The organism is Mycobacterium talmoniae, from assembly GCF_001854525.1.
In the GTDB taxonomy this organism is placed as follows: domain Bacteria; phylum Actinomycetota; class Actinomycetes; order Mycobacteriales; family Mycobacteriaceae; genus Mycobacterium; species Mycobacterium talmoniae.
Genome location: NZ_MLQM01000287.1, coordinates 1 through 3,403, shown reverse-complemented (window position 1 = coordinate 3,403; position 3,403 = coordinate 1). Strand labels below are relative to the sequence as shown.

At 71.8% G+C, this 3,403-nt stretch carries 4 protein-coding genes; 2 read left to right on the top strand and 2 right to left on the bottom strand.

The features are described 5' to 3' along the window. On the bottom strand, window positions 1-1,125 hold a 1,125-nt coding region (locus tag BKN37_RS26495; protein WP_071030215.1), incomplete at its 3' end, for a serine hydrolase domain-containing protein. Between the two features lie 4 nt (window positions 1,126-1,129). Next, window positions 1,130-1,795 carry a class I SAM-dependent methyltransferase gene (locus BKN37_RS26490; protein WP_071030213.1) on the bottom strand — a complete coding sequence of 222 codons (666 nt, stop codon included), beginning with the start codon at window positions 1,793-1,795 and terminating at the stop codon, window positions 1,130-1,132. A gap of 96 nt (window positions 1,796-1,891) precedes the next feature. Here BKN37_RS26490 and pyrR point away from each other — a divergent pair, with 96 nt between their 5' ends. Both pyrR and BKN37_RS26480 read left to right on the top strand, forming a co-directional pair. Further along, window positions 1,892-2,455, top strand: a complete 564-nt coding sequence (gene pyrR / locus BKN37_RS26485; RefSeq protein ID WP_071030211.1) for a bifunctional pyr operon transcriptional regulator/uracil phosphoribosyltransferase PyrR — start codon at window positions 1,892-1,894, stop codon at window positions 2,453-2,455. Then, window positions 2,452-3,403, top strand: a 952-nt coding sequence (locus BKN37_RS26480; protein WP_071030209.1) for an aspartate carbamoyltransferase catalytic subunit, incomplete at its 3' end; no start/stop codon positions are given. The genes pyrR and BKN37_RS26480, both read left to right, overlap by 4 nt.

The following is a 3,403-nucleotide window of genomic DNA, read 5'->3' as shown; positions in this document are numbered from 1 at the left end:
CCCCCCGCCCCCGCCCCCGGGGGCCGGGGGGGGGGGGTTTTGGACCCGGTCCAGCCGGACCAGCCCGCCGCTGGGACCGGCCTGCCACCAGGTGCCGTCGGCGCCGGGCCAGCTGACCGTCCCGGCCCCGCCCGGCCCGTACAGCGGCCGCGACGCGGCCGGATCGGTCACCACCGACAAGTTCAACCCGAACCCGCGGCCCACCCAGAACGGGGCGCCCAAAAACGGGTGCCGCTTCTGCTCAGCGGTCAGCCGGTCGGTGCGCATCGCGGCCGCCGCGTCGCTGGACAGCACCCGGGTGCCGTCGAACATCCCGTCGGCCAACAACATTCGGGCGAACGCCAGATAGTCGTCGATCGTCGACCACAACCCGCCGCCGGCGTTGGGGAAGCTGGGCGGCGCGATGTGCGGCGGGCCCATCACGTCGTGGCGCAGCGTGTTGTCCTCCGCGAGGCTGTACATGGTCGCGGCGCGGCGGCGTGCGGCCGCCGAGACGAAAAACCCGGTGTCGGCCATGCCCAGCGGAGCCAGGATCCGGTCGTCGAGCACCCGGTAAAACGGTTTGCCCTCGATCCGCGACAGCAGCACCCCCAGCACGTCGATGCCGTGGCTGTAGGTCACCCGGTCGCCGGGCTGATGCACCAGCGGCAGCTCGGCGAGGGCGGCCAGCCAGGCGTCGGGTCCCTGCCCGAACGGCAGCCGCAGATACGCCCGGGCGATCGGCCCGTCCACGGTGAAGCCGTAGGCCAGGCCGCTGCGGTGGGTCATCAGGTCCTCGACCGTGATCGGCTGCCGCGCCGGGCGGGTGTTGTCCAGCGGTCCGGCCGGATCGGCCAGCACGGTCATGTCGGCGAACTCGGGCAGCCAGCGGATGATCGGGTCGCGCAGCGCCAGCTTGCCCTCGTCGACCAGGGTCATCGCCGCGGCCACGGTGACCGGTTTGGTCATCGACGCGATCCGAAACAGCGTGTCGCGCTGCATCGGCAGCCCGGCGTCGACGTCGCGGTAGCCGATCTCGTTGACCTGCAGCACCTTCCCGCGCTGCCAGACCAGGGTCACCGCGCCGGCGAGCAGCCCGGCGTCGCAGGCCTCGCGGATCGACGCCTGGTTGCGGTCGAGATTCACCCGCTCAGGCTAGCCGCTGCGCCACGACGTACCAGAACGTCATCTCCCCGCCCCACCCTTCGCGGTACACCGTCGCCGGGGTCAGCGACACGATGTCCCAGCCCGCGCCGCCCAGGATGTCACGCAAACTCTGCTCGGTGACCATCGGCCGCGGCCGGTCCGGGTCGGGCGGGTCGTTGGCATCGGAAAAACAGGACAGCAGCAAGGTGGCGTCGGCCCGGGTGGCGCGGTGCAGCGCGGCGGCGTAGCGGCGTTTGCCGTCGTCGTGCAGGCAGTGGAACATGCCGCTGTCGATGACGGTGTCGAACGCGTCGGTGTAGCCGTCCAGCCGGGTGGCGTCGGCCACCGCGAACCGCACGTCTACCCCGGCGTGGGCGGCGCGGCGTTCGGCGGTGATCAGCGCGGTCGGGGAGATGTCCAGCCCGGTCACCGCGAAGCCCTGCTGCGCCAGATAGACCGCGTTGTCGCCCAGCCCGCAGCCGATGTCCAGCACCGTGCCGTGCACCAGGCCGGCGGCGTGCCAGCCGAGGACGTTGTCCTTGGGAGCTTTGGTGTCCCACGGCGGTGTCGTCATGGGCGGGACGCCGTCGCCGGGGCTTTCGCCGCGGTAGAGGGCGTCGAAGTCCAGCGGCAGCCCGGACGACGCGGGCGAATCAGCGGGGCCGGTCATTTTCGCCAGCGTAATGCCAGGTGCTAGGCTGCCGGGCAGTTCGACATCCTTTAACGATCCGTCCCGTGAGGCGGAGAAGGAGGTCTGCGGTCGCGCATGGGCGCTGCAGGTAATGCCAGCACGGACCGGGAATTGATGTCCTCGGCCGACGTCGGGCGCACCATTTCTCGGATCGCCCACCAGATCATCGAAAAGACCGCGCTCGACGGCCCCGACGCCCCCCGCGTGGTGCTGCTGGGGATTCCGACCCGCGGGGTCATCCTGGCCCGGCGGCTGGCCGGCAAGATCAGCGAATTCTGCGGCGTGGACGTCGCGCACGGCGCGCTGGACATCACCCTGTACCGCGACGATCTGATGCGCCAACCGCCGCGGCCGCTGGAGGCCACCTCGATCCCGGCCGGCGGCGTCGACGACGCGCTGGTGATCCTGGTCGACGACGTGCTGTTCGCCGGCCGGTCGGTGCGCGCGGCGCTGGACGCGCTGCGCGACCTGGGCCGGCCCCGCGCGGTGCAGCTGGCGGTGCTGGTCGACCGCGGCCACCGGGAGCTGCCGGTGCGCGCCGACTACGTCGGCAAGAACGTGCCGACCGCGCGGGGGGAGAGCGTGCACGTGCTGCTGAGCGAACACGACGACCGCGATCAGGTGGTGCTGTCGCGATGAGTAGACACCTGCTAGCCGCCGGCGACCTGAGCCGCGACGAGGCCACCGCCATCCTCGACGACGCCGACCGGTTCGCGCAGGCGCTGCTGGGCCGCGAGGTCAAGAAGCTGCCGACGCTGCGCGGGCGCACCGTGATCACCATGTTCTACGAGAACTCCACCCGCACCCGGGTGTCGTTCGAGGTGGCCGGCAAATGGATGAGCGCCGACGTCATCAACGTGTCCGCGACGGGATCCTCGGTGGGCAAGGGGGAGTCGCTGCGCGACACCGCGCTGACGCTGCGCGCCGCCGGCGCCGACGCGCTGGTCATCCGGCACCCGGCGTCCGGCGCGGCGCAGCTGCTGGCCGACTGGACCGCCCGCGACGAGGGTGGCCCGGCGGTGATCAACGCCGGTGACGGCACCCACGAGCACCCCACCCAGGCGCTGCTGGACGCATTGACCATCCGGCAACGCCTCGGCGGGATCGAGGGCAAGCGTGTCGTGATCGTCGGCGACATCCTGCACAGCCGGGTCGCCCGGTCCAACGTCATGCTGTTGGCCACCCTGGGTGCCGAGGTGGTGCTGGTGGCGCCGCCGACGCTGCTGCCGGTCGGGGTGGCCGACTGGCCGGTCACCGTCTCCCACGATTTCGATGCCGAACTGCCCGCCGCCGACGCGGTGTTGATGCTGCGGGTGCAGGCCGAACGGATGACCGGCGGGTTCTTCCCGTCGGCCCGCGAGTACTCGGTGCGCTACGGGTTGTCCGAGCGGCGCCAGGCGATGCTGCCCGGCCACGCCGTGGTGCTGCACCCGGGGCCGATGCTGCGCGGGATGGAGATCACCTCCTCGGTGGCCGACTCCACCCAATCGGCGGTGCTGCAACAGGTTTCCAACGGGGTGCACGTGCGGATGGCGGTGCTGTTCCATCTGCTGGTCGGCGCGGGGGGAGCGGGGTCGGCAACGGAGG

What these genes read in the sequence shown, in the direction of transcription:
- BKN37_RS26490 (WP_071030213.1), bottom strand. Translation starts at nt 1,795, where the DNA reads ATGACCGGCCCCGCTGATTCGCCCGCGTCGTCCGGGCTGCCGCTGGAC.
- pyrR (WP_071030211.1), top strand. Translation starts at nt 1,892, where the DNA reads ATGGGCGCTGCAGGTAATGCCAGCACGGACCGGGAATTGATGTCCTCG.